The 25860-nt window shown below is 62.5% G+C and carries 24 protein-coding genes; 17 read left to right on the top strand and 7 right to left on the bottom strand.

Annotated elements, in window-relative coordinates:
- The first annotated feature begins 73 nt into the window (after nt 1-73).
- Nucleotides 74-1075 (top strand): class 1 fructose-bisphosphatase, encoded by a 1002-nt coding sequence (locus HBH1_RS23985; protein WP_006464683.1) that lies wholly within the window; start codon nt 74-76, stop codon nt 1073-1075.
- Nucleotides 1076-1101: 26 nt separating this feature from the next.
- Here HBH1_RS23985 and HBH1_RS23980 read toward each other — a convergent pair whose 3' ends face one another.
- From HBH1_RS23980 to HBH1_RS23970, 3 genes are all read right to left on the bottom strand, one after another.
- Nucleotides 1102-2682, bottom strand: a complete 1581-nt coding sequence (locus HBH1_RS23980) for a sensor domain-containing diguanylate cyclase (RefSeq protein WP_102664652.1) — start codon at nt 2680-2682, stop codon at nt 1102-1104.
- Between the two features lie 111 nt (nt 2683-2793).
- Nucleotides 2794-3705: an EamA family transporter RarD gene (rarD, locus tag HBH1_RS23975; RefSeq protein ID WP_102664651.1), complete on the bottom strand. Its 912-nt coding sequence runs from the start codon at nt 3703-3705 to the stop codon at nt 2794-2796.
- Nucleotides 3706-3887: 182 nt separating this feature from the next.
- Nucleotides 3888-4214 (bottom strand): hypothetical protein, encoded by a 327-nt coding sequence (locus HBH1_RS23970; protein ID WP_102664650.1) that lies wholly within the window; start codon nt 4212-4214, stop codon nt 3888-3890.
- Nucleotides 4215-4588: 374 nt separating this feature from the next.
- Between HBH1_RS23970 and HBH1_RS25025 the strand changes: the two genes are divergently transcribed.
- From HBH1_RS25025 to HBH1_RS23955, 4 genes are all read left to right on the top strand, one after another.
- Nucleotides 4589-4780, top strand: coding sequence for a hypothetical protein (locus HBH1_RS25025; protein ID WP_146012896.1), 192 nt, complete (start codon nt 4589-4591; stop codon nt 4778-4780).
- A 66-nt stretch (nt 4781-4846) separates the two neighbouring features.
- On the top strand, nt 4847-5656 hold the full coding sequence (locus HBH1_RS23965) for a substrate-binding periplasmic protein (RefSeq protein ID WP_102664649.1): 810 nt from the start codon (nt 4847-4849) through the stop codon (nt 5654-5656).
- Nucleotides 5657-5890: 234 nt separating this feature from the next.
- Nucleotides 5891-7414: a methyl-accepting chemotaxis protein gene (locus HBH1_RS23960; protein WP_102664648.1), complete on the top strand. Its 1524-nt coding sequence runs from the start codon at nt 5891-5893 to the stop codon at nt 7412-7414.
- A 4-nt stretch (nt 7415-7418) separates the two neighbouring features.
- Nucleotides 7419-7799, top strand: a complete 381-nt coding sequence (locus HBH1_RS23955) for a helix-turn-helix domain-containing protein (RefSeq protein WP_102664647.1) — start codon at nt 7419-7421, stop codon at nt 7797-7799.
- 179 nt (nt 7800-7978) lie between these two features.
- Here the strand turns inward: HBH1_RS23955 and HBH1_RS23950 are convergent, their stop codons facing one another.
- On the bottom strand, nt 7979-8227 hold the full coding sequence (locus tag HBH1_RS23950; RefSeq protein ID WP_006464690.1) for a DUF3297 family protein: 249 nt from the start codon (nt 8225-8227) through the stop codon (nt 7979-7981).
- 259 nt (nt 8228-8486) lie between these two features.
- On the opposite strand from HBH1_RS23950, the gene HBH1_RS23945 reads away from it, so the two are divergent.
- The 4 genes from HBH1_RS23945 (at nt 8487) to HBH1_RS23940 (ending at nt 11402) form a co-directional block, all read left to right on the top strand.
- A complete protein-coding gene (locus HBH1_RS23945; protein ID WP_233207695.1) occupies nt 8487-9869 on the top strand; it encodes an iron-containing redox enzyme family protein in 1383 nt (460 codons plus the stop codon).
- Between the two features lie 246 nt (nt 9870-10115).
- Nucleotides 10116-10238: a hypothetical protein gene (locus HBH1_RS25585; protein WP_255411918.1), complete on the top strand. Its 123-nt coding sequence runs from the start codon at nt 10116-10118 to the stop codon at nt 10236-10238.
- A gap of 235 nt (nt 10239-10473) precedes the next feature.
- Nucleotides 10474-10632 carry a hypothetical protein gene (locus HBH1_RS25290; protein WP_166758255.1) on the top strand — a complete coding sequence of 53 codons (159 nt, stop codon included), beginning with the start codon at nt 10474-10476 and terminating at the stop codon, nt 10630-10632.
- A 101-nt stretch (nt 10633-10733) separates the two neighbouring features.
- Nucleotides 10734-11402, top strand: a complete 669-nt coding sequence (locus HBH1_RS23940; RefSeq protein ID WP_102664645.1) for an SOS response-associated peptidase — start codon at nt 10734-10736, stop codon at nt 11400-11402.
- A gap of 25 nt (nt 11403-11427) precedes the next feature.
- Here HBH1_RS23940 and HBH1_RS23935 read toward each other — a convergent pair whose 3' ends face one another.
- The gene (locus HBH1_RS23935) at nt 11428-15198 is read right to left on the bottom strand and encodes an autotransporter domain-containing protein (protein WP_102664644.1); all 3771 of its coding nucleotides are present in this window, start codon (nt 15196-15198) and stop codon (nt 11428-11430) included.
- A gap of 343 nt (nt 15199-15541) precedes the next feature.
- A complete protein-coding gene (locus tag HBH1_RS23930) occupies nt 15542-16642 on the bottom strand; it encodes an alkene reductase (protein ID WP_006464694.1) in 1101 nt (366 codons plus the stop codon).
- 110 nt (nt 16643-16752) lie between these two features.
- On the opposite strand from HBH1_RS23930, the gene HBH1_RS23925 reads away from it, so the two are divergent.
- The 3 genes from HBH1_RS23925 (at nt 16753) to HBH1_RS23915 (ending at nt 19122) form a co-directional block, all read left to right on the top strand.
- Nucleotides 16753-17652, top strand: coding sequence for a LysR family transcriptional regulator (locus HBH1_RS23925; protein ID WP_102664643.1), 900 nt, complete (start codon nt 16753-16755; stop codon nt 17650-17652).
- Between the two features lie 110 nt (nt 17653-17762).
- On the top strand, nt 17763-18416 hold the full coding sequence (locus HBH1_RS23920; protein WP_102664660.1) for a LysE family translocator: 654 nt from the start codon (nt 17763-17765) through the stop codon (nt 18414-18416).
- A 73-nt stretch (nt 18417-18489) separates the two neighbouring features.
- Entirely contained in the window at nt 18490-19122 is a 633-nt protein-coding gene (locus HBH1_RS23915) for a LysE family translocator (protein WP_102664642.1), read from the top strand.
- A 63-nt stretch (nt 19123-19185) separates the two neighbouring features.
- On the opposite strand, the gene HBH1_RS23910 is transcribed toward HBH1_RS23915, so the two are convergent.
- Nucleotides 19186-19755, bottom strand: a complete 570-nt coding sequence (locus HBH1_RS23910) for a TetR/AcrR family transcriptional regulator (RefSeq protein WP_102664641.1) — start codon at nt 19753-19755, stop codon at nt 19186-19188.
- 145 nt (nt 19756-19900) lie between these two features.
- Here HBH1_RS23910 and HBH1_RS23905 point away from each other — a divergent pair, with 145 nt between their 5' ends.
- The 5 genes from HBH1_RS23905 to HBH1_RS23885 all read left to right on the top strand — a co-directional run bounded on the left by HBH1_RS23905 (nt 19901) and on the right by HBH1_RS23885 (nt 25080).
- Nucleotides 19901-20587, top strand: a complete 687-nt coding sequence (locus HBH1_RS23905; protein ID WP_102664640.1) for a glutathione S-transferase — start codon at nt 19901-19903, stop codon at nt 20585-20587.
- A gap of 384 nt (nt 20588-20971) precedes the next feature.
- The gene (locus HBH1_RS23900; protein ID WP_102664639.1) at nt 20972-21958 is read left to right on the top strand and encodes an MBL fold metallo-hydrolase; all 987 of its coding nucleotides are present in this window, start codon (nt 20972-20974) and stop codon (nt 21956-21958) included.
- Nucleotides 21959-22109: 151 nt separating this feature from the next.
- A complete protein-coding gene (locus HBH1_RS23895; RefSeq protein WP_166758254.1) occupies nt 22110-22718 on the top strand; it encodes a TetR/AcrR family transcriptional regulator in 609 nt (202 codons plus the stop codon).
- A 41-nt stretch (nt 22719-22759) separates the two neighbouring features.
- Entirely contained in the window at nt 22760-24196 is a 1437-nt protein-coding gene (locus HBH1_RS23890) for an MFS transporter (RefSeq protein WP_146012895.1), read from the top strand.
- 125 nt (nt 24197-24321) lie between these two features.
- Nucleotides 24322-25080 (top strand): SDR family oxidoreductase, encoded by a 759-nt coding sequence (locus HBH1_RS23885; protein WP_166758253.1) that lies wholly within the window; start codon nt 24322-24324, stop codon nt 25078-25080.
- Nucleotides 25081-25860 lie beyond the last annotated feature (780 nt).

The following is a 25860-nucleotide window of genomic DNA, read 5'->3' as shown; positions in this document are numbered from 1 at the left end:
CGGAAAAGATAATTCGACGATCTTTTATTTCCCTCATTCATAAATCATAAAACCACCCACAAGGAAGACCATCATGAAACGCATCAGCCTCACGCAACACCTGATCGAGCAGCAGCGCCTGCACAACAAGATTCCGTCCGAACTGCGCCTGTTGATCGAAGTCGTCGGTCGCGCCTGCAAGTCGATCTCGCATGCCGTCGGCAAGGGTGCGCTGGGCGAAGTGCTGGGCAGCGCCGGCAGCGAAAACGTGCAGGGCGAAGTGCAGAAGAAGCTGGATGTGATTTCCAATGAAATCCTGCTGGAAGCCAATGAGTGGGGTGGTCACCTGGCGGCCATGGCCTCCGAGGAAATGGAGACCATCCACCGCATCCCCAACCGCTACCCCAAGGGCGAATACCTGTTGATGTTCGATCCGCTGGACGGCTCCTCCAACATCGACGTCAACGTCTCCATCGGCACCATCTTCTCCGTGCTGAAGGCACCCGACGGCATGACCGAGCCGAGCGAGCAGGACTTCATGCAGCCCGGCACCAAACAGGTCGCTGCCGGCTATGCCGTGTATGGCCCGCAGACCGTGCTGGTACTGACCACCGGCGACGGCGTGCACTGCTTCACGCTGGACCGTGAAATGGGCGCCTGGGTACTGACCCAGAAGGACATCCGCATCCCCGAGGACACCAAGGAATTTGCCATCAACGCGTCCAACGAGCGTCACTGGTTCCCGCCGGTCAAGCGCTACGTGGATGAAATGCTGGCCGGCACCACCGGTCCGCGCGGCAAGGATTTCAACATGCGCTGGATCGCCTCCATGGTGGCCGATGTGCATCGCATCCTCAATCGCGGCGGCATCTTCATGTACCCGGCCGACGCCCGCGAACCCGGCAAGCCGGGCAAGCTGCGTCTGATGTACGAAGCCAACCCGATGGCCTTCATCGTCGAACAGGCCGGTGGTGCCGCCACCGATGGTCAACAGCGCATCATGGATATCCAGCCGGAAAAGCTGCACCAGCGCGTAGCGGTGTTCCTGGGTTCCAAGAACGAAGTCGACCGCGTCACCTCCTACCACCAGCAGTAAGTGCTGATGCTGGCCCCCGGCCAGCCTCAGTCAGCTGATACGGGGGCTGGCGCAGGCATACCCGCCTGCGCCATGCGTACCTGATTGCGGCCGCCGCGCTTGGCTTCGTAGAGCGCGGCATCGGCCCGCCCCAGCAGTTCTTCCACCGAGCGCGAAGCGCCCTCCAGCAGATCCAGCGCGCACACGCCGGCGCTGACCGTCACCACGCCTACCGGATTGCCACGATGCCCCAGGTCCAGCGCCTGGATGCCGGCGCGTATCTTCTCGGCCACCACCATGGCGCCCTCGGCATCGGTCTCGGGCAGGAGCATCACCATTTCCTCGCCACCATAGCGCGCCGCCAGATCCCCCGGGCGGCGCTGGCGCTCCTTCAGGACCAGGGCGATGCGACGCAGGCATTCATCGCCGGCCTGGTGGCCATACAGGTCGTTGTACTGCTTGAAGAAATCGACATCGATCATCACCAGCGACAGGGCCGCGCCGCTGCGCGTGGCACGCCGGAATTCGGCATCCAGCACCATGTCCAGATGGCGCCGGTTGGCCAGGGTGGTCAGGCCATCCTGGTGCGCCAGCAACTCCAGCTGCTTGTTGGCCTGGCGCAGTTCGCCCATGGCCTGCAGGGCACGGTCCTCGGCGGCCAGGCGTAGCTCGATCTGGCCGATCAGGCGCCAGCCGAACATGGCAATGATCAACAGCAGCAGCGACACGGCCGCCCCATAGACGATGGTTTGCTGGCGCCAGTCGGCCAGGGCTTCGTCGCGCGCGATGGTGACCGTCACCACCAGCGGGAATGCCTGCACCGATTGGTAGGACAGGTAGCGATAGGTATCGTCCAGCGGCGAGAGGATTTCCGCGTGGCCACTGGCCGGGCCGCCCAGCAACTGACGGATGCTGGCATCTGCCGTGATGTCGCGGCCGATGTAGCCGGCCTCGAAGGGCTGGCGCGTGAGCACCGTGCCCGGACGCAGCACCAGCAGGATGGAACTGTTCTTGCCGATATCCACCGTCTGGTACAGCGCATTGAAGTGGTCCACCCGCAAGGTCGCCAGCAAGACCCCGGCAAAGCTGCCGTCGGGATGGTTCAGCCGGCGCGACATGGGAATGATCCAACTGCCGGTGCTGCGGCTGACCAGGGAGGCACTGATGTGGGGTTCGCCGTCCTCGTGGTCGCGATGGTAGATGAAGTAGGCGCGGTCGGCATTGTTGGCATCGGCCGGCCGTGGTGTGGATGAACTGGCCATGCGGTTGCCGGCGGCATCGTAGATGTACAGCCCGTCCAGCTGCGGCATTTCCTTGGACAACTGGCGCAGCAGGGGGGACATGCCACGGGTGTGGGCGGGGTCCACCCCGGTTTCGTAGATGCGGTCGCTGATGTTGATCAGGGAGCCGTGGGTCGCCTGGAACACGTCATAGGCATGACGCGCCAGCGCCTTGGCGATATTGCCGGAATAGATACGGGTGTTTTCCACCTGGGCCAGACGGGCGCTCAGGCTTTGCCAGGTATGGCCGGCGGCGATGGCAATGCAGATCAGGATCACGAAAAGTCGCGCCCGGCGCGCCACCGAATGGCGCGCAACCCGTCCCGCCTTTGCCAATATGGGCCGCATGTGAAGTCTCTCCCCTCCCGGCGGCACTTTCCCCGCGCAGGGGAGGCCGTTTTGACCAGTATAAGGAGAAGGCGGGCGGTACCGCGCCGCGATCAGTCCACGAAAACGCCCTCAATTCAACGGCTGGGACGGCAGCGCCGGCCGCCGCATCAGCCGCACGCTGTGCAAGGCCGTCAGTAGCACCGACAGCCAGATCGGGCCATAGGTCCCAAGCTGCGAGAGGTGCAGCGATTCGCCCAGCACCGCCATGGCCACCAGCACCAGCAGCACCGGTTCCACATAGCCCAGGATGCCGAACAGGCCCATCGGCAGCAGCTTTCCGGCGCGCAGGTAGCTGGTCAGGGCGATCATGCTGATCACGCCCAGCCCCGGGATCAGCAGCCACATGGACGGGGTCCGCACGGTGGCCGCCAGCGAGGCGCTCATGAGCACGGCGACCAGGGACGGCAGCGCCAGCACCATCAGCTCCACCGCAAAGATCAGCAGGGAGTCCAGCTTGATGCGCCGGCGCAGGATGAAGTAGGGCGGATAGCCGAGCGCCACGGCCAGCGTCGGCCAGGAAAAGGCACGCGTCATCCACAGTTCGTGCGCAACGCCGATACATGCACATAGCACCGCCAGGCGCTGCAGCAGGTTCATCTTCTCGCCGTAGTAGAAGCGTCCCACCAACACCATCGACAGCGGCAGCAGGAAGTAGCCCAGCGAGACCTCCAGCGCCCGCCCGTTCACCGACCCCCACAGGAACAGCCATTGTTGCAGGGCCAGCAAGGCCGCCATCGCCAGTGTCACCAGGCAGGTACCAGGACGCCCCAGCAACTGCGCCACGGCCGCCCGCAGCCGCGGCAGCTCGCCGCGCCAGGCCAGCAGGCCGACCACGGTCAACAGGGTACCGAGGATGCGCCAGGCAAAGATGTCGGTACCGTCCAGCGGGGCCAGCAGGCGGGTATAACCGGAGAGGAAGGCGAACAGGGCGGACGCCAGCACGGACAAGCCGATGCCGCGGCCGATTTCTTGAGGATTCATTGCAAGACCGGAGGATGGCCAGCGCCAGGGAGAAGCGCGGGCAAAAGCGCGATTCTACGGCATGCCGTCACGCTGCGCGGGTCTCACAATGAAAAGCCCCGGCCGAGGCCAGGGCGATGGTGCGGTGGTCGCCGGTATAGCCTTGGCTAACCGAAGACGTTCAGGCTTTGCTCACTCAGCAATCAGGCGCCCGGCGAGGTGCCCATGGGGCCGTCCTTCAGTTCGCGAGCATAGTTGTTGGGACGACCCGTGGGGACTTCATAACCCTTGGGATCCACGTACTGGCCGTTCTGGCCGCTTTCCTGCAGGCCAGCCGGCGAGCTGGTTTGCTGGCCCTGGTAGTTGTAGTACTGCGGCGACGAAGAGGACGAGGACGATGGCGACGCATCGTATTGCTGCTGCTGCGTACCCTGCATGCCGCTGCCACCCTGGTCATAGGATTGGGCGTAGGCGCCAGTGGCGAAAGTAGCGGCGGCCAGCACGGCGGCGGTGAGGAAGGTCTTGGTCATGGCTGTTCTCCTTTATCCTTGATTGATCATTGCTTGCTGCCCGTGGGCAAGTGTTGCAGTGTTGCGCCAGGCGATGCCAGGTTGCACGGGCAGGCAGTCCGGAAGAATCGTTTTCCCCGAGGCAGTTGGCGTTTGTGGAAAACTTGGCTTCATCATAGGAAGCCGTGGCCGCGCCAACAGTCGGAAAGCCCAGCATGTTGTTGTCAGACGTTTCTCGCGTGTCCGACAGTCGTGGCGGGTCAGGATGCGCATGTCGACCGCAGTCAACGGCAGGCAAGAGCGCGCGAAGCCAGGAGCTCATCAAGCGCAATCCTTGCAGGGCAGCGGGGTCTGGCGCCCTCGTGCCGCGCGTGCAATGAACAGGGGAGGCCGGAATGAATGTCGGCGCACAGGCTGACAGGATCGGCGCGATTCGTTACAAAACGTATCCATGCCCGGATCTGGTGCGCCCTGATTTGATCTGCAAGCCTCCGACGGGCGGCGAAGACAGCTGTCGCAAAATCATCGTCGTACTGACTTCCTTGATCAAATTCATGCCGACGCTTGCCGCAATCGGGTTATGCTGACCTGATCACACCAGCCAATGACGCCACTACGGGGGACGTCATGATGATGCAAGGAAGGGGGACAGCATGCATAGATTCCTGCCAGCGATGCTGCTGGCGACCATGGCCGTCACGGTCCTGCCGCTGTCGTCGCAGGCCGCCGAATGCACGAAGGTCGTCATCTCTGCCGATTCGGATTACGCACCTTTGCATTGGTACGACGGCAAGCGCCTCACCGGTGCCAGCATCGAGATTGCCACCCGCGCACTCAGTGCGCTGAACATTCCCTATGAAGTGCGCTATGTCGGGCCTTTTCACCGCGTCCTCAGGGAGGCCGAAAGCGGTGAAGTCGCCTTGGTCTCTTCCCTCAAGAACACGCCCGAGCGCCAGCAATACCTGGCCTATGCCTCGGTGCCGCTGTTCCGCAACCCGATCGCCGTGTTCGTGGCACGCAACAACCGCTTCCCCTTCAGCGGATGGAAGGACCTGATTGGCAAACGCGGCGCCATCACCCTGGGCAACCAGTTCGGCGGCGGCTTCGATGAATTCATGCGCGACAACCTCATCATCGAGACCGCGCAGAAGGTCTACATGAATTTCAGCAAGCTCGACTCGGGCCGTATCGACTACCTCATCACCGGTTACTACAGCGGCGTGATCTACCTGAACCAGACCGGCCAGTCCGAGAACTTCATGCCGCTGCGCCCCTTCGTCAGCGAGACCGACAATTACATCGCCATGAGCAAGGCCAGTCCCTGCGTGAAATACCTGCCACGCATCAACGCGCAACTGGAGGCGATGCAAAAGCGCGGCGAATTGCGCGCCGTGCTGCAGAGCTTCGAGACTGACTTGCGCATCGATCCCGCCAGCCAGGACGAGCCGGCGCGGCCGCGATAGACCCGCATCCGCCCGCCGGCGGTGGAAAATTCCGGTTTGACGCCGGAAAGCGGCTTTGTTCCGCCCAAGGCCGCCGTTGCTGCCGGGTTACATTGTCATTGGCGCGGACGCTGCCGTCCCCGGCAGGGCGCGAAAGCGTCCACATCCACATCAATGCTCGCACGCAAACCTCGCCACAGAGCGGGTGCTGCGAGCTTGTCATTTATCCAAGAATCCAAGAGACGGAGAGGCCCCTTGAAGCTGCGTACCAAAATCATCTGGCTGTGTGCCACCACCCTGATCGGCATCCTGGTGATCGCCGCGGTCTCGCTGACCACGCTCAGGCGCACCATGATGGAAGAACGCGAGGCGCAGCTGTCCTTGCTGGTGACCCTGGCCAAAGCTGCGGCCGAAAAGGCGCAGGCCCAGGAACAGGCCGGCAAGCTGACCCGCGAGCAGGCCCAGGCGCAGGCCAAGCTGGTCATCGGCAGTTTTGCCAAGGAGCAGAACTACTACTTCGTACGTGGCTACAGCGACGACTTCAACTACGTGCACCCCAATCCCAAGCGCGTGGGCATCCAGGACAAGACCGCCAAGGAAGATGGTGATCGCTATCGCGCCGCCCTGCAAGGCAAGGAAATCGGCCTGCTCATCGCCGAAGGCACGCGTCCCAATACCACCGAGAAGGTGCAGAAGCTGTATGCGGTGACCCGCTTCGCGCCGTGGGACTGGACCATCGGTTTCGGCGCCTACATCGATGATATCAACCAGGCCTTCTATCGCAATGCCCTGGTCCTGCTGTTGCTGGGGGCGGTACTGATGGGGGCCATTGCCACCATGGCCGCCTTCATCCTGCGTTCCATCCTGCGCCAACTGGGCGGCGAGCCGGCTCGGGCGGTGGAGATCGTGGAGCAGATCGCGCAAGGGGACCTATCCACCGCCGTGGCGCTGAAGGCCAACGACCGGCACAGCCTGCTGCATTCCATCGAAACCATGCGGCGCAGCCTCTCGGGTATCGTCCAGGGCGTGCGCCAGGGGACAGATACCATCACCACCGCTTCCGGTGAAATCGCCGCCGGCAATCTGGACCTGTCGTCGCGCACCGAGCAGCAAGCCAGCGCGCTGGAGGAGACCGCCTCATCGATGGAAGAACTCACCTCCATCGTGCGCCAGAATGCCGACAATGCCAGCCAGGCCAACCAGCTGGCCATCACCGCCTCCGGTGTGGCGGCCGATGGCGGCAAGGTGATCGAGCAGGTGGTCGGCACCATGGCCGACATCAACAGCGCCTCCACCAAGATTGCCGACATCATCGGCGTGATCGACGGCATTGCCTTCCAGACCAACATCCTGGCCCTGAACGCAGCGGTGGAAGCGGCACGGGCCGGCGAGCAGGGGCGCGGGTTTGCGGTGGTGGCATCGGAAGTGCGCAACCTGGCCCAGCGCAGCGCCCAGGCCGCCAAGGAAATCAAGGGCCTGATCGAGGATTCGGTCGGCAAGGTGGACAACGGTTCGCATCTGGTCGAACAGGCCGGCCGCACCATGCAGGAAATCGTCACCAGCGTGCGCCATGTGGCCGACGTGGTGGCCGAGATCAGTGCCGCCAGCCGCGAGCAGAGTGCCGGCATCGAGGAAGTCAACCGCGCCATCACGCAGATGGACCAGGTGACCCAACAGAATGCCGCGCTGGTGGAGGAGGCCGCAGCAGCGGCGGCCTCCATGCAGGACCAGGCGGCCCAGCTGGCGCAACTGGTGACGGTGTTCCGTCTGCCGGGTTGAGTCGATGGGTTCCCGTCCTCTCGCCGCTGGCAGCTCCGGCGCACCGGCCTATCGCCAGCTTTCACCCGAGCAGGTGCAGCAGGTGCTGGACTATATCGATGCCAACCTGCAGCGCAATATCACCGTCTCCACCCTGGCGGCGATGTGCCATCTTTCATCCAGTTGCTTCAGCCGGGTCTTCAAGGCCAGCACCGGCTACACACTTTGCCAGTGGATGATGCGCCAGCGATTGCAGCGCGCGCAGGTGTTGCTGGCGGAGCCGGGTCGCACGGTGGTGGATGTGGCCATCGCCGTGGGTTTTCATGACCAGAGCCATTTCCTGCGCCAGTTCAAGCGCATCACGGGAACGACGGTGCAGGAGTGGCGCCAGCGTTCGGTGACATGACGTCGCCTGTTTCCCGGATCGACAGATTGACAAATCGACGGAATCGATGCGCGGGCATTGATTGATCTGCAGCAGAGATTAATCTTGCGGTTCGCCTAGCAAGCAAAAAGGCCCGCAGTTGTGTTGCGGGCCTTTGTGTTGTTGAGCTGGAATGGCTGTGATCGGCAATATTGGCGATATCAACGATAGAAGGGTTCGACCCGCCCCTTGAGCTTGGACATCATCGGATTGCCCTTGCGATCCAGTGCGCGGCCGGCGGGAATCTTGACCCAGCCTTCGCTGATGCAATATTCGCTGACGTTGTTCAATTCCTTGTCGTTGAGCTTGATGCCGATGTCATGCTCGAAGATGGCGGCATCGTAATGCGGGCTGCGGGGATCGACGCTGAGGCGGTCGGGGAGGGCGGGGCGTTGTGCGGTATCGTTCATGGGCGCGATTATCGGATATAAAAACGGGCAAGACAATTATTTCATATCCGCAAGCAGGCCTGTATTGCCGTCGTGCCAAGCCTTGTTCTTGCACCTTCCAGTCCCAGGTTTTCCTCCCCACTGACGGAGCTCGCTACGCAGGCGTGACGTCGTCCTACTCTCCGCAGGGCGTTTTCCGACAGCAAGGCTGGCCGCTCGCCGATAGCGTGGCCGCCCCTGGCATCGCATCCTTGAGACCTCTGATCTTGCGCGAGGATGTATGCGATCTACCGTCGAGGAAATGCAGGCCGCCGAATGGGCCGCCCGGGCCTACCGTCCACAGGCCGATGAGCTTGTGCCCAGTCTGCTGCATGGCAAGCTGCTGGCGCCCGCTCCCGATGCAGACGCGCTGGCGTCGGCCCGTCAATATCTGGAGCAGCAATTGCGGGCCGCCGAAGCGCTGCCTTGTGATCTCCCGGAAGATGCCTACGCGCTGGCCGGGTGGATGGAGCGGCGCGCGGCCGATGTCGGTCAGGCTTATGCCGCCTATCTCCAGCAGCGTCAAGCCGGGGCGCCGCGTCGCTTTTTCAGCGGCAAGGCGCATGCACTCAATTTTCTGCGCCGCGTGGCCCCGACCAAGCTGGTCGATGGCGCCTGGCTCTACAGCGCCCTGGAACGCTGGCGCGATCCGCTGTTCCGTCCACTGATCCTGACCTATCTCGAAGAGCTGGGTGATGGCGACCCTGCCATGAACCATGTCAGCCTGTACCGCAGCCTGCTGGTCGCCCATGGCGGAGAACCGGCGCTGCCCCTGTCCGAACCTCATTACGTGCAGGGCGCGCTCCAGCTGGCGCTGGCCTACCACGGCGGGCAATATGAAGCGGAGATGTTCGGCTTCAACCTGGGCTATGAACAGTTGCCCCTGCACCTGCTCATTACCGCCTATGAGCTCAACGAACTGGGGATCGATCCCTACTATTTCACCCTGCACGTCACCATCGACAACGCTGCCAGCGGACACGCACGCAAGGCCGCGGATGCGGTGGCCCATGCCGCAGCACAGGCAGCCGATCCGCAACAGTTCATGCAGGGCGTGCGGCGGGGCTACCTGCTCAACGACCTGGGCCTGAGCACGATGGATGTGATCAATTCCTTCGACCTTGAGCAGGAGGTGGTGAGCGTGATGCAGGAAAAGGCGCAGTTCGGCCGGATGATGCATTCCGACTACTGCCGCATCGGTGGCAAGACCGTCAACCAATGGCTGGAACAGCCGGACGGGATGGCGCGTTTCCTGGAAGAATTGACCAAGGCCAGCTGGATAGTGCGGGCGGCGCCGGCAGAGGAAAGCCGCTTCTGGCGACTCATCGATGCGCCGGGTGGGCAGATGTTCGGTGTCTTCGACGATTACGAAAAGCAAACCATCCGTGAATGGATAGAAACAGGCTGGAGTGACGCCAAGCGCCAGCCCAGTTATCGCGCGCTGGCACGCGGGCGCCAGGTGGAGCCGATGGCGCCGCAGGGCGGGCCACGTGCCGTCATTGGCTCAACCCGGCAGATTGATGCGCTGGTGGAGCAGATGTCGCCTGGCCGCCATCACTTCGTGCCGGGCCTGGAAGCGACGCGGCGCTTCAGCGCCCTCTACCGGACAGCATGTGTGGCATGACGGTGTGGCAGGAAAGCCTGGATGGCAGGCGCAATTCCCATTGGGCGGGAGTTTCCTCGTCAAGGAAACGGACGGGCATCGCCCCGGCTCGGCTATAATTGCCGGCCTTGATCCGCTCGAGTCAGTGTTGCCCGCGTTCCCGCGCGGCAATGGCCACAGCGGGCCATGCCTGATCGCCGCGCCGCAAGTCGCGGCCTACCCCACATCTGTCATTGGATCGGCCCCGCGCCGGTCGTAGGAGAAATCATGAACATCCGTTCCAGAAAACGCCTGGTCTATCGTCGCCACCGCATTGGCATGCTCATTGCCGCCATTGAAGCGCTGATGGCCCTGGAAGAAGCCACGCTGGAAGCCAAGAAGGCAGCGTAAGCGTTCCAATGCGCCCGCAAAGACCGGCCCGAGAGGCCGGTCTTTTCTTGCCTGGCCGGATCTCCTCCGCCTGATGTCAATTGAAACAATCGCGTGAACTCCTGACATCGATGTGTAACTGCGTCGCCTCAAGATACACCCATGCCGAAACGCAAACGCAAGCCCGGATGCGTATCGGCAGCAAAGCCCCACATTGACGACCCGTCACCACATTGACATTGAATTGGAGAACATCATGCGCATCTTCAGCACCCTCTTCACCGGCCTGATCCTGACCTTGGTTGCCACCGCCGCCCGCGCCGACAGCATCTTCACCGGCGCCATGGACTACGAGTCGCCGCTGCCCATGATCCTGCACGTCGGCGGACGCCTGATCGGCCGGCTCTTCAGCTGATGCAATGGGTGGCGCCATGGCCGGCCGCGTGCCGGTCCATGCCCCCGGACCTGGTCTGCTATGGCACAATCAGCCGCCTTCAGCGTGAGGAACCGCCACCGATGTGCGTCAACTACAAGCCCACTCCCAAATCCGAGATCACCGCCCTGACCGGGGCCGATACCAGTGCCACCCCGGACTGGCCCGACGAGACCTGGCAGGACTATGCCGCGCCGGTGGTGCGTGCCGGCCTGGAGGGAGAGCCCGAACTCATCGTCGGTACCTACGGCATGATGCCCCGGCGCAAGCTGCAGCCGGGTTTGCAGATATCGACCATGAATGCCCGTGCCGAAACCATCGGCGAGAAGCGCAGCTATGCCGGTGCCTGGCGCCGCGCGCACACCTGTCTGCTGCCGATGCAGTATTTCTATGAACCGAATTACGAAAGCGGACGCGCCCAGCGCTGGGCCATCGGCATGGCCGACGATGAGCCGTTCTGCGTGGCCGGCCTGTGGCGGGCGTGGGAGGAGGCCGAAGGCGGATATGCGTTTTCGTTTACCCAGATCACCATCAACGCCGATGCCCATCCGTTGATGAGTCGTTTTCACAAGCCCGGCGAGGAAAAGCGCAACCTGGTCATCATCCCGCGCGCGCACTATCAGCAATGGCTCAATGCCGGCACGCCCGAGCACGCAGCGGCGATGCTGCTGAACTACCCGGCGACGCAGATGAAGGCGTGGCCCGCGCCCAAGGCGCAGGCCGGCGGGCAGCAGAGCGGCTTCCTGTTCTGAGGGATCCGCACTGCTGCCTAGGGAGTTACCAGCGATAACGCCAGCCCGCCACCACGGCGTGCTGGGTCTGCAGGTCGTTCAGGCCCAGGTTGTAGTCCAGGAACAGGCTCGACGCCTGGCCCAGCTTGCCGGACAGCCCCGCTCCCAGCACCAGGCCATCGCGCTTCTGTTGCAGGCCGGCCACCTGGAAGTTGACGCCCGGCGCGCCCTGGAAGGAGGCATTGAGGCTACCGCCGGCATCCAGCCATTGATGGCTCCAGAATGCGCGCAGCTCGCTCTGCAGCTTGCCGTCTTCGCGCAGGGGCAGGTGCCAGCGGGCACCCACCATCGACACCGCCGAGCGTGAAGTCTGCGCACTGGCATTGAGGCCGAGCGCACCGGCACCGGTTTCGGAGAAGGCATCCTGGCGCAGCAGCGTGCCTTGCAGCGAGACCAGCGGCTCGAACACGTAGCTGCCGCGATCGATGCGATAGCTGGCCTCCGCATGCAGGCCGAGTTCATCGCCGTTGTAGTCACCGGCCGCGCGCGAGACATCATTGCCGATCACGATGCTGCGCTGGGTAGCGTACTGGTTGCGGCCATAACCGACGATGCCCTTGAAGCGCCAGTCACCGCTCTGGTACTGCGCGTACACGGCGACCTGATGGCCTTCCACCTTGGCGCTGTCGCCGGCGGTGTTGTAGGCCAGGCGGGTATTGTCGTAGTGATAGGCCAGGCCGACGCTCCAGCGATCATCCAGCACCCGTTCCACCCCCATCAGCAGGCCATTGCTGTTGCTGGTGTAGCCGGCGGCGTTGCCGTCGGAGCGGGTATTGCCATGGCCGCCCGCGACCTGCGCCCAGGCGCCGCCATCTTCGCGCACACGCAGGGGCCACAGACCGCTGCTGCCATTGCTGCTGTCGGTCATGGTGGCGGCGCTGTACTGGTAGTCATAGCGATCGGTCTCGGCCGAAGCCAGTTGCAGCTGGCTCATCGCAAAACCGCTGCCGCCGGAGAAGGCGGACCCGCCGCCGATGTTGCGGTTGCCCAGGGTCTGCAGCGATTGGCCCATCAGGCCCAGCGTGGACAGGCCCTGATAGGCGCGCCCTCCCAGGCTCTCGAAGGCACTGCGCGCCTGCGCCGCCGACAGGCCGTCGATCAGCGCCAGCTTGGCACGCATGGCGCTGGACAGGCTTGCCAACTGGCCGGCCTGGGTCAGGGCATTGGCCACGCTGGCCTGGTTGCCGGTGGTGGTGACCGAGGCATAGCTGTTGCCGTTGCGCGCCATCGTCAATTGCACCGCATTGCCGGTATAGCTGACCGTGGGTGAGACAAAGGCGAAGTCGCTGCGCACGCCATTGAAGCTGCCGCTCACGGTGCCGGTGGTCGACAGGATGGTATAGGGCGTGCTCAGCGCATAGGCGCCGCTGCCGGCGGCGATGGACAGGCTGCCGGCCAGGGCGGCATTGCCGTTGACCTGGATCAGGCCGCCGCTGCCGTCGGCGCTGGTGCTGACCTGGGTGGTGGCGCCGTCCTGCAGGTTCAGATTGCCCTGGACCGTCAGCGTGGAAGTGCCGGCCGTGGCCAGCGTGCCACCGGCGGCCACCGTGGTGCTGCCGACCGTGCCGGTGCCGGAGAGGGTGCCGCCACTGTTGACGCGCACTGTGCCGCCCAGCATGCCATTGACGCTGAGCTTGCCGCCATTGACATTGGTGCTGCCGGTAAAACTGGTCGAGTTGCCGCTGAAGACCGTTTCGCCGGCCAGCTGGTTGATCGTGCCGTTGCCCGAGATGGCCGCTGCCAGCGTGTAGTTGCTGCTGCCGCTGGCATTGTGGTTCAGGTTCAGCGTACCGTTGCCGGCGCCGAAGGCCAGCGATGTGGTGTCGAGCTGGCCGGGCGCGGCTGCCGTGCTGCCAGGGGCGGCACCGACGTTGAGGGTACCTGTGGAACCACTGCTGGTGGCGATGCGGATCACCGAGGCGGTAGCGCGCGCGCCGTCGCTGATGGTCAGGGTGCCATTGCCACCCGCCCCGACATGCAAGGCATTGGTGGTGATCCAGGCCGAGTTGGCACCGGTCAGCGTCACGCTGCCGTTGCTGTTGGCATTGTTGGCGATATAGCTGCGGTTGCCGGTGACCTGGCCGCCATCGGAGATGGTCAGCGTACCGTTGCCCAGACGACCGACGTTGACGTCCGCACTGCTGCTCCAGGTGGAGCCGGCCCCGGTCACCGTCATGGTGCCGGAGGCGCCATTGAGGTCGCCCAGCAAGCCCTGCACATCGTTGATACGGCCACCGGCCGAGATGACTACGCTGCCCGTGGCGCCATTGTTGTGGCCGACAAAGAAGTCTCCCGAGTGGTTCCAGACCGAGCCGCTGCCAGTGACCAGGGCGCTGCTGTTGGACCCCGCTTCGCTGCCCACATAGCCATCGGTGCTGGTGACGTTGCCTCCTCCCGAGATGGTCAGGTTGCCGTTGCCGACGTTGCCCACGTAGAGCACGCCGGTGTTGATCCACTTGCTGCCGCTGCCGGACACGGTGACATTGCCGCTGCTGCCGGCCAGGTGGCCGACCAGGGCGCCGGTATCGGTGACCACGCCGCCATTGCTGATGCTGAGGTTGCCGCTGGCGCCGTCGCCGTAGCCGATCGACAGGCGATCGCTGGCGGTGAAGTTGGCATTGTCGACCGTGAGCGTGCCGCGCGCGCCAGTGATGTCACCCAGATGCACGACCGCCGCGGTGGCATTGGCGCCACTGCTGACGGTGAGCCATCCGGTGCCGCCAGTGGAACCGGAGCCGGCGTCACCGCCCACGGTGAGGTTGCCCGCCGCCAGCGAAGAACCGGCGCCGCTGACACTGACGCTGCTGTTGGAGGTGTCCTGGCGCCCGATCACCGTATTGGCGCTGCTGACATTGGCACCGGCGCTGATGGTGAGATTGCCATTGTTGACCGTGCCCACGAAGAGCGAACCGCTATTGGTCCAGCGACTGCCGACGCCGCTGATATTGACGGTGGCCAGTGTGCTGCCGGCGGTACCGATCACGCCGGTGACGGAATCCACCGTGGAACCACCGGTGATGGAAAGGCGGGCGCTGCCGCCACTGCCGACGGTGAGGCGGTCGCCGATCAGCCATTGCGCGCCGTTGACCAGGCTGGCGCTGCCATTGCTGCCGCCGCCGCTACCCAATACCACCGAGCCACTCATGTTGACGACGCCGCCATCGACCAGCATCGTGCCGACCGCCCCGGTGTTGCCGATGACCAGGCCGCCGCCGATCAGGCTGCTGTCGGTATTGATCGTGAGGTTGCCTACGCCACCGCTGGCACCGCCCACATAGGTGGTGCCGCTGACGTTGGCGACCGCGCCGGCGTCAAGCGTCAACGATCCGACGCCATTGAGGCCGACGGTCGCATCGCCGCTGCTGTTGAGCCTGGCGCTGCCATTGGTGCCGCTGCCGGTGACGGTGATGGTGCCGTTGGAACCGTTGCTGTTGCCGATCAGGACCGACGAGGTGTTCAGCGTCGCCTGGTTGATCTGCAGATTGCCCACCGTACTGCCGCCGACGGTCAGTGCCCGGATGGTGGTGTTGCTGGAAAGCACCGGATCGACACCGGGATAGGCATTGATGACCGCATCATCCGTGGGCGTGGGTGCCGCCCCCGTCCATTGCCAGTTGCTGTCGTTGGTCCAGTTGTTGTTGACGTTGCCGGTCCACGATGCGACCTGGGCGTGCGCGCTGCTGCCGATCAGCAGCAGCGTGGCCAGTGCGCTGACGGGCAACGGTCTTGCATGGGCGAAGCTACGCTTCGATTGCATGATTCCCCCCTGGGTAGAGGCTGCCTGTTGCCGTCATCTCTTCACGGATGAGCTGGCGCGGCAGCCGATGCTTGTTGTTGATTGATCTTTACGGAAACCCGCAAGGATTTTACAAGCATCAAAACGATTTTTTGGGGGCTGCAATGATTTTTTGTGATATTGCGCCCAGGGCAGGCGTGATCGTTCCCGCTGACCGGTACTTCGATTTCACCGGGCGGGATTGTGGCGTGGCCGTACGCAGCCCTGGAACAGGCTTGGGCAGGGCAGGGAGCGGGCTTCAGGAGACGGTGCTGCCGTCCCCGTCAACATCACGGGCGACGGCAGCGCCAGCCAGGTCATCGAGTCAGGCAGCCTGGTAGGTCGGATAGTCGGTATAGCCTTCGGCGCCGCCACCGTAGAAAGTGTTGCGGTCGGCCTCCGCCCAGGGGGCGTCCAGACGCAGACGTTCCACCAGGTCGGGATTGGCGATGAAGGGGCGGCCGAAGGCCACCATGTCGGCATGCCCCGAGGCGACCGCATCCATCGCCATCTGGCGCTGGTAGCTGTTGTTGGCGATGTAAAGGCCACCGAAGGCGGCGTGCAGCTTCTTGAAATCGAATTCCGATGCTGCGTTGCTGCCCCGGGTCTGGCCTTCGACGCAGTGCAGGTAGGCCAGGCCCAGCTTGCCCAGTTGCTCGGCGTAGTACAGATAGGTGCGCTCGGGGTCGCTGTCCAGCGGGATGTCACCGGCCGAGCGGGTCAGCGGCGACAGGCGCACGCCCACGCGATCGGCACCCCAGATGTCGGCGACGGCGGTGACCACTTCCACCGGGAAACGCACGCGGTTTTCCAGCGAGCCACCGTACTGGTCGGTGCGGTGATTGGTGCTGTCGCGCACGAATTGCTCCAGCAGATAGCCATTGGCCGAGTGCACTTCCACGCCATCGAAGCCGGCCTCCTTGGCCAGCCGCGCGGCGTGGCGATAGTCCTCCAGCAGGCGCGGGATTTCCGCGGTCTCCAGGGCTCGTGGCATGGAGGGCCTTGCCTGCGTCTGCGACTCCAGGAATACCAGCTCGCCCGCCTGGATCGCCGAGGGGGCGACCGGCGCCGCGCCGTTTTCCTGCAATGAGCTATGCGAGACCCGGCCTACGTGCCAAAGCTGGTTGACGATCTTGCCACCTGCCGCGTGGACCGCATCGGTAATCTTGCGCCAGGCCGCGACGTGTTCCTCGGTGTAGAGACCTGGGGTGAAGGCATAGCCGCGGCCTTCGCGCGAAATATTGGTGGCTTCGCTGATGATGAGACCGGCCGAGGCGCGCTGGCGATAGTATTCGATGGCCAGTTCGCTGTGCACGCCCTGCATGTCAGCGCGCGAGCGCGTCAGCGGGGCCATGGCAATGCGGTTGGCGACGTCGATGGCGCCGATGCGGGTGGGGGAAAACAGATCAGATCCGGTGTGCGACATGATGTTGACTCCTTCTGGTGAGGTGGTGATGGTCGTCATCATCGGCAATGGGAAGAAATTCGGCCAATTTATTATTGATAAAACAGATTTATCGTAGACAATATAACTATATGAAATACGACCTCAACCTGTTGCCGGTCTTCGTCGCCCTGATGGAGGAGCGCAGCGTCACCCGGGCCGCCTCGCGACTGGGCATGACGCAGGCAGCCTTGTCCAATGCGCTGGCCCGGCTGCGCCTGACCCTGCAGGATCCCCTGTTCATCCGCGAGCGCTACGGCATGCGCCCCACGCCCAAGGCCGAATTGCTTGCCCCCGCGCTGGTGGCGGCACTGGCGTCCATGGATGCGGTGGTATTGGGCCAGCAGGCCTTCGAACCGGCGCGCGCCGATCACCTGATCACCATCGCGCCCAACAGCTATGTCGAGTTCGTGCTGGTGCCGCAGTTGGTGGCCCGCCTGAGCGTGGTGGCGCCAGGTGTGCGCCTGCGCACCTTGCCTTTCGGCACCGACCTGGCCGAGACCGGCGTGAGTTCAGGCGATACCGCCATGGTGCTGGGACGCATCAATGACGCCCCGGATAACCTGGTGGTGCAGCACATCGGCGAGGATGGCCTGGCCTGCGTCGTACGGGCCGACCATCCGGTCATCGGCACGCGCATCGGCAAGAGACAATATGAGCGCATGAAGCACGTCAATGTGCTGCCGCCCGGCCGTCTGCGCACCGGCCTGTTCCAGGCGCTGGAGCGCAGGGGCCTACGACGCGAGGTGGCCGTCTCGGTCACGCATTTTGCCTCCATCCCCGAGATCGTGGCCGCGACCGATTACTGTGCGACCCTGCCGATGCTGATCTGCAAGCGGCTCGTCCACGATACCCGATTGAAGGTATTGCCGACGCCGGTCGATCTGGGCAGTTTTCCGTTGCACATGGCCTGGCACGTGCGTTATCGCGATGATCCGGCGCATATCTGGTTGCGCAAGCTGGTGGCAGAGGTGGCACAGGCCCTGGGTTGAAGCTGGGCATAGTCTGGTTGCAGGGGGGGGCGGGCAGGTTCTCCCGCTATGCATCGCAGCGCTGCTTGGATATGATCTTTCCGGTCCACCCTTTCCCTGGTGTCTATCTCATGCATACGTTCCTGCCGCATTCCATGTTGTTGGCTTTCCTTGGTGCCAGCCTGGCGCTGGCCGCTACGCCTGGGCCGGGCGTGTTGTTCATCGTGACGCGTACGCTCAGCCAGGGCCGCAAAGCCGGACTGGTTTCGGTCGCCGGGGTGGCGTTGGGCAATTTCGGCAATGCCGTGGGCGCATCGCTTGGGCTGGCTGCGCTGTTCGCCTTGTCGGCAGTGGCATTCTCCATCGTCAAGCTGCTAGGTGCCTGTTACCTGGTCTACCTTGGATGGTGTGCCTTGCGCGTTCGAGGCGAGCGCGGTGCCGGGCGGGATCTGCAGGCAGCAGATGGACTGTCGTTGACCCGCATCTTCCGCGATGGCTTCTGGGTCGCACTGCTTAATCCCAAGACCGCGATCTTCTTCGCCGCCTTCCTGCCGCAGTTCTTCGACACACGGGCTCCAGGCATGCCGCAAAGCGTTGGTCTGGGGGCGATCTTCGTGATGATTGCGGCATGTACCGACACTGCTTACGTGCTCGCCGCCGACAGGGTAGCGCCTGCCATGCGCCGCCTATCGACCGCAATGGCCTGGGGGCGCTACCTCACCGCCGGTGTTTTCTTTGGTCTGGGCATCTTCACCGCAGTGGCAGGGCATCGTGCGCCGGACTGACCCAACGATAGCCTGTATCATCAGGCTGTCCCTTTCCAAATGAAGCTGTCGCCCAACCCTATCTGGTCAGATCATGCCTCTTGATACCCTGCTGCTGTTCGTTCCCGCCTGCTTTGCATTGAACATGGCTTTCGGGCCGAACAATCTGCTGTCCATCACCATCGGCGCGCATTACGGCTTGCGGCTGGCAATTCTGGCTTCCGTCGGGCGCCTGGTCGCCTTTGCGATCATGATCGCCGTGGCCGCGCTGGGCATGGGAGCATTGCTCATGGCGTCGCAACTGGCCTTCACGGTCTGCAAGCTGCTGGGCGCCGCCTATCTGGTCTGGCTGGGTTTCAAGGTCTTCTTTTCCAGGGCGACGCTGTCCGTTGACGGTCTTGCGGGGGAGCAGGCGCGCGGCAATATTCGCACCTTCATCCGCAGGGAATTCCTGGTCGCCATCGGCAACCCCAAGGCGATCCTGGTCTTCACCGCCTTTTTCCCGCAGTTCGTGGTTCCCGGCAATTACTGGGTCAGTTTTCTTATCCTCGGTGCAATCTTCCTGAGCCTGGAAGTGGTCGCGATCGCGGCCTACGCCTATGCGGGCAGCCGGCTTTCCGGCGTGATCCAGAATGCCCGGGGCCTGCGCTGGATGAACCGCATCAGCGGCGGCACCATGATTCTGTTCGGCGCCATCCTGGCGCTGGCCAAGCGGCCTGCGGCCTGAAACTCCTCCGGTCGGGCAGGCCTGTGGATGTCACGGACTGAGCAAGGAATGCTCCCCGGATATTCAGGGAAGCAGTCCCGCCTGACGATATCCCTCGATAATCTGGTCATAGACCGCGATGTCCCCTTGCCCGCGCGCGATGAGCTGGGCGCCTTCGATTGCCGCAAAGATCGCCAGGGCCCGGGTCCTGGCCTGCTTGAGTTCTTTCGCGCCGTGGCTGCCTTGCGCCAGCAGCGATGCGAGCCAGTCGACATTCATCTGATTGAAGCGGTCAAGTTCGGCGCGCACTTCAGGAGGGAGATCGTCATGCTCGGCTGACATGATGCCGCACAGACACATGCGGTTATCGTCCGCCAGTGCGGCCCGGAAGATATCGGTGTACTGCTGCACTGCAGCCTTCACACTCTTGCTGCCTTCCCGGATCGTTCCCAGAAACTCCCGCCCATCCTCCGTATAGCGCTGCGCCAGCGCAGCCGCCAGGTCGCCCTTCGTCGGGAAATGGTAGTGCACGCTCGCACTTTTTATCCCGACTTCGGCTGCCAGCTCCCTGAAGCTCAAGGCGTTGTAGCCCCTGGCCTGGACCGCCTTGCGGGCGACGCCCATGATGATTTCCCTGGTATCGGCTGCGTTCATTTGAATCTCTCTATCGATAGATAGTTGTTGACAGCGGAATTGTACTCCCCTAGCATCTACCTATCGATAGATAGATAAATAGATTAATTGATTGGTTAATCAATAAATCAGCGAATCGATAATTCATAGACAACAGGAGCTCAACTTGAAAATATATGACCGTCCCGGTTTCCCCAATCCCGCCCGCATCCGCATTGTCCTGGCAGCTAAAGGACTGGATCACGCCGTCCAATTCGAGTCGGTAGATCTGATCGGTGCCGAACACAAGGGCGCGGCCTTCCTGGCCAAGAATCCATCCGGGGTATTGCCGCTGCTGGAGTTGGACGACGGCACCCTGATCGCGGAAAGTACGGCCATCACCGAGTACCTGGACAACCTCGATGGCAACCCTATCCTGACCGGCAAGACGCCCAAGGAGAAGGGACTCATTCACATGATGCAGCGACGCGCCGAGAGCGAATTGCTGGATGCCGTCGGCATCTACTTCCATCACGCCACACCGGGCCTGGGCGAGGCCCTGCAGCAGTTCAAGAGCCCGGGTTGGGCGCACCGCAAGGAGTGGGGCGAGCGCGAACGTGACAAGGCGATCCGCGGGATGCACTATTTTGACGACGTGCTGCGCAGCCAGCCCTTTATCGCCGGGGAAAACTTCTCCATGGCCGACATCACCGTGTTTGCGGGTCTCGCATTTGCTGATGCGGCCGGTATCCCTATCGATGAAGAGCTGACGGCGCTGCGCCAGTGGCGCGTAAAAGTGTCGGAGCTGCCGGCGGTCAAGCAGCGTAGTGGCCAGAACTTCGAGGCCGACGATCTGCGCCGCATGGGTTTCTAGGATCCCGTAGCAGCCTAGCGCAATATCTCCAGCGAGGCCGGATCGGGACGTATCATCTCGATCCGGCCTTGTGTCCTGTATACCCGTCGTCACTGGAACGTCTGCATCCGCGATGCGTGATGCGTGATGCAATACCTTTCGCCTATCCTTTCGTATAACTAGACACTCCCTCCTGCACTGTCCACACTGCGCCCTGTGGCAGAGCTGCAATGGGGTCTCACGCCGTCGTTCGGCACAGTGCGACCTGTGCCCTCGCAGCCCCGCTTCGTCCATCGATCCTTCTGGCCGGTAATGGCATCGTCCCGATCAGCCGGACGGCCATCCATGCATGCCTGCCGCGTGCCGGAATCGGTCGGCTTCAATGACCCCTTGAGGAAAACAACAATGTCCACTTCCGTTCGCCAGATCCGCGCATGCTCGCTCACCCCACTGCTGCGTCCTCTCGCTGCTGCCGCCATGATATTCGCCATGGCCCAGGCAGCGCATGCCGAGGCGCCGATGCTGAAGAATCAGCCGGGTTTCTATCGCACCATGGTCGGTGACATCGAAGTCACTGCACTGTCGGATGGCACCAACCATCTGCCAGCCGGCAAGCTGCTCAAGGGGATCAGCAAGGAAGATCTGGACAAGCGCCTGCAGGCAGCTTTCGTCACTGATCCGGTAGAGACCTCGGTCAATGCCTTCCTGGTCAACACGGGCAAGAAACTGATCCTGATCGACACCGGAGCCGGTGGCGTGCTCGATGCCGACAGTGGCCACCTGCTCACCAGTCTGAAGGCGGCAGGGTATCGCCCGGACCAGGTGGATGAGGTCTACCTGACCCACCTTCATCCCGACCACGAAGCCGGTCTCATGCACAAGGGCAAGCGCGTCTTCCCCAAGGCCACCGTGCGGGCTGACAAGAAGGATGCCGACTACTGGCTCAACCCGGCCAACAAGGCCAAGGCCAGCGCCATCAACCAGGAATTCTTCGAGGTCGCGGAGAAGTCCCTCAAGCCCTATATCGCGGCCGGCAAGTTCCGCCCCTTCGACGGTGACGGCGAGCTGCAGCCGGGTGTGTCCAGCGTGGCCAACTACGGCCATACCCCTGGCCACAATGCCTACCTGGTCAGCAGCAAGGGCCAGCGCCTGTTGATCGTGGGCGACATGATCCATGTGGCGGCGGTACAGTTCCCGCAGCCCGATGTCACCATCGGTTTCGATACCGACGAACATGAAGCCATGGGTGACCGCCGCAAGGCCTTCGATGCGGTGGCAGATGCCCAGGAACTGATCGCGGGCGCTCACCTGTCCTTCCCCGGCATTGGACATATCGTCAAGGATGGCAGCGGGTATCGCTGGGTGCCGATCAACTACGCGCTGGCGCGCTGAGCGTATTGGTCGTTGCGATGATGTGGCCATCGACCGGAAGCGGCTGCCATTGGCGAGCCGCTTTTTTGTTGGCAACGTCCGCCAACAATTTCTACTTGCATCAATAAATCGCAGTCGGTATTATTCGGAATCATTCGGTTCCAAATATTCCATGAGCTTATCCCATCTCCCATCAGGACCAGGACGTCCGCGCGAATTCGAGATCGATGCCGCCGTCGAATCGGCGATGCAGGTCTTCTGGACGCGTGGTTACAACGGCACCTCGCTGGTCGACCTGATCGATGGCACCGGGCTGTCACGGGGCAGCCTGTACAAGGCTTTCGGCGATAAGCATGGCTTGTTTCTTTCCGCACTCGACCGCTATATCTCCCAGTCGCTGGTCCGTCTGCTCAGCACGCTGGAGCAGCCAGGATCAGCCAAAGCCGCAATACGGGAAACCCTGATGCGCCTGGCGGAAATGTCTTGCCGCAAAGAAGGGCGTCGCGGCTGCATGCTGGTCGCAACGGCGATGGAAATGGTGTCACATGACGATGATGTCGCTGAACGCGTCAAGGCCATGGTCGACCGTATCCGTCATGCGTATGCCAAAGCCATTGCGCGTGGGCAGGCCAGCGGGGAAATTCCCGCGCACCACGATCCACAGACCTTGGCAACCGTGATCGTCAGCCTGACTCACGGCATGCGCACGCTCGGAAAGGTAGGCGCAGTAGACAAGCAAATGACCGCTGTCGTCGAAACGGCGATGCGGCTGCTCGACTGAATTTTTTTTGCTCAATTTGGAACCTAACGGTTCATATTTAAATGAATACTCTCACTACCTCTTCGCACGCAGAGCATGTGTCCCATCCGCGTCGATGGCTGGCATTTGCCGTCTTGCTGGTGGGGGCCTTCCTGCCGCCGCTGGATTTCTTCATCGTCAATGTCGCACTGCCGTCCATCCGTACCGGCCTGGGTGCCGATCCTGCCGAGATACAACTGGTGATATCCGGTTACGCCGCCGTGTATGCGGTGTTCCTGATCACCGGGGGACGGCTGGGAGACCTGTACGGGCGCAAGAGGGTGTTTCTCGCAGGTCTGGCGGGCTTCGGCCTGTCGTCGCTGCTCTGTGGTGTTGCGCCTACGCCTGCCATGCTGATCGCCGGCCGGCTGCTGCAAGGCTTGAGTGCGGCGATCATGGCGCCGCAGGGGCTGGCATCGATTCAGGCGCTGTTTCCCGAGCGGGAGAGGGCGCGGGCGCTGAGCATGTACGGCGCGACCATCGGACTGGCAGCGATTGCCGCCCAGGCGCTCGGTGGACTGCTGATTGCGGCCAATGTCGGCGACCTGCAATGGCGGGTCATCTTCCTGATCAACCTGCCGCTCGTGGCGCTCGTGTTCCTCGGCGGAATTCCCCTGTTGCCGGACACGCGCAGTTCACATCCGGCACGGCTGGACCGGGTGGGCATGCTGCTCTGTGCACTCTCGCTGGGCCTGCTGGTGGTACCACTGGTGAAAGGGCCTGAGGCCGGCTGGCCGTGGTGGACCTGTCTCATGCTGTTCGCCTCACCGGGGTTTGCCGCTGCGTTCTGGCGCTACGAGCGGTGGCTCACGGAGCGCGGTGGAACGCCGTTGGTCGCGCCTCAGTTGGCCGATGCACCTGGCCTGGTGGTGGGGATGACCGGAGTGTTGTTCTTCTATGTGGTCTCGGCCTTCTTTCTCACCTTCTCGATCTATCTGCAGGAGGCGATTGGCATGAACGCATTTGCGACCGGCTTGATGTTCGTGCCGTGCGGACTGGGCTTCCTGATCGGGCCCTTGACGACACCCGCCGCCGCGCGCCGGTTAGGACGCTGGACCCCCGTATTGGGGATGGCGCTGGAAGTCGTCGGCTGCCTGATTCTCAGTGCAGTGGTGGCTTCCACACCCGCCGCGCGGGCACCGGCACTGGCAGGCGTCGTGATCGCGCTCTCGCTGATCGGATTCGGGCAGGGGATCGCCGTGCCCACGCTGGTGCGATCGGTCATCGATCTTGCGCCGGCCGGTGGTTCCGGCATGTTGGCCGGGATCGTGAATTCCGCTTTGCAAATCAGTGCGGCCCTGGGCGTGGCTGTCATCGGCAGCGTGTTCTTCAGTCTGGCGGGTTCCCGCCATACGCCATCGTCCCTGGCGCATGCCTTCAGCTGGGCGATGGTATGTGTCGCCGCCAGCCTGACGATCGCGGCGCTGTTGGTTGCCCGTGCATCGCGTTACCGTCGGTAGATGGTCTCGGAAAAAATCTTTCACCACGCTGCACGAAGGCCAGAGCCAGACCGCAGCGCGGTCCCGCGCATCTCTGTAGCGATGCAATGTAGATGCTGTCCCACTTGATCACGATAGGAATCTCGATGTCTTCTCAATTTTTGAATCACGTCTCTGTTGTCACCGGCGGCTCCACGGGAATTGGATTGGCGATCGCGCAAGGCCTGCTTGCGCAGGGCGCCAAACGGGTGTACGTGACAGGTCGCTCACGCAAGAGTCTTGATGAGGCCCTTAGTGTTCTCGGGGACTCAGCAGTGGCGGTGGTGTCCGACGTGTCCAGGCTTGCCGACCTGGAATATCTGAAAGCCGAAATCGAAAAGCGCGATGACCGCCTCGATTCGATTTTCGCCAACGCCGGCATCTGCGAGAAACATCCCTTCGGGGCGACCGCCGAGGCGGATTACGACCGTACCTTCGATATCAACGTCAAGGGCGTGTTCTACACCGTGCAGACACTGCTCCCCCTGCTGTCGGATGGCGCTTCCGTGGTGCTGACATCCTCCATCTGTTCGAGCAACGGCATGGCTGAACTGAGCGTCTATAACGCCTCCAAGGCGGCGGTCCGCTCCTTCGCGCGCACCTGGACCAACGATCTGCGGGCACGCAAGATCCGCGTCAATGCGCTGAGTCCGGGATTTACGCGCACGCCGTTGATGGACAACAGCCTCAAGCTCGACCACGCGCAGATCGATAGCCTGAAGGAGTATGTCTCCCAGATCACCCCGTTGGGTTACATGGCTGATCCGGCCGAGATTGCGAGTGCCGGGTTGTTCCTTGCGTCTCCTGATGCTCGTTACATTACCGGGATTGAACTGACGGTGGATGGTGGTCTTTCTCAGATCTGAGCATTCCAGCGGATGGCAGGGATCGGTAGATCGCTGCTGGTTGTAGTGTGGTGTTCACGCTTGCCGGATAGGGGGGGGCTGCCGAGGAGACGCTGATTTTGATTTGGCTGTAAGAGATCGCTCATGGTTTCAAGTACTCGGCAATTTGGGAGAGAGACCTAAAGCTATTGGAGATGCATTTAAGAAAAATTCTTTTGGAAGTTGTCACAGACGACATCGTCCAGCCGTCTTGGAAGGAGCGGGATTTCGACATTGAACCCGCTCAACCCGACTTCAAGAAAGAATTTATAAAACGTCCGGATTGGTTTCAAGTTTCCGGTTTTGTATGAAGCCGCTTGCGAAGGCTTAGCATTTAAGGGCGGAGGGCGGCCTTTCATACCTGCATAGTCAAATAGAAAAAGGGTCCGGGCGAATGCCTGGAACCCTTTATGCGCTGGTGCCGATGGACGAAGTCGATCTATCGACCTACTTATTATGAATCTGCGGGAAAAACTATAAAAATCAGTGGGTTACGGCGAAAATTTCTCCGCAATGCAGAAGATTTTCGGCTCGCAGACCAATTACCGCGTGACTCGATTTGCAATTGCGGAGCAGTATTTTCGTTGCCTAACGCGAATGCATTTGCGATTACTGAATCGCTTGTGATGTCTGGCTGTTGATTTGCATTGAAAACTGACCCAGTTTCCCTGGAAATTTGCATCCTAAATTGACCCATGTTTAGACCACAATCCTGCTCATGACAGCGAGCGGGAGAACGGAGTGATAGACGTGGCCCTACTT

It is taken from the genome of Herbaspirillum sp. BH-1, assembly GCF_002870055.1.
Taxonomy (GTDB): domain Bacteria; phylum Pseudomonadota; class Gammaproteobacteria; order Burkholderiales; family Burkholderiaceae_D; genus Herbaspirillum; species Herbaspirillum frisingense.
Note: the sequence above shows the minus strand (reverse complement) of the source record. Positions and strands in the feature narration are given on the sequence as shown.